Raw genomic sequence first — 510 nt, forward strand, 5'->3', positions numbered from 1 at the left:
TTACGAAACAAAAGACAGTTACAACTTTACCGTCACAGCCATCGATGGAGCCGGTAACCACACCGACCAAACCGTCACCTTAGCAGTCAATAACCTCGATGAAGTCGCACCAACCATTACATCTGGCGCTATCGCCACTGCGATTGATGAAAACCCTGGTGCCGAGCAAGTGGTGTATACCGCGACGGCCGATGATTCCGCGGATATTTCTGGAGGCGTCACTTTCTCGCTCTCAGGCGACGATGCAGCGTATTTCTCGATTGATGCCAGCACCGGCGAAGTGACGTTATTGGCTGATGCCGATTACGAGACCAAATCAAGCTACAGCTTTACCGTCACCGCTACCGATGGGGCGGGTAACCACACGGACCAAGCCGTCACCTTGGCAGTCAATAACCTGGATGAAGTGGCACCGACGATTACTTCTGGCGCGACGGCCACTGCCATCGATGAAAACAGCGGTGCCGGGCAAGTGGTGTATACCGCTGTTGCTGATGACACTGCTGATAT

At 53.5% G+C, this 510-nt stretch carries 1 protein-coding gene; it reads left to right on the top strand.

The annotated features are described in order from the left end of the window. Positions 1-510, top strand: a 510-nt coding sequence (locus tag Q4551_RS16205) for a cadherin repeat domain-containing protein (RefSeq protein WP_303434971.1), incomplete at both ends; no start/stop codon positions are given.

The organism is Oceanobacter sp. 5_MG-2023, from assembly GCF_030548165.1.
Classification (GTDB): domain Bacteria; phylum Pseudomonadota; class Gammaproteobacteria; order Pseudomonadales; family Oceanobacteraceae; genus Oceanobacter.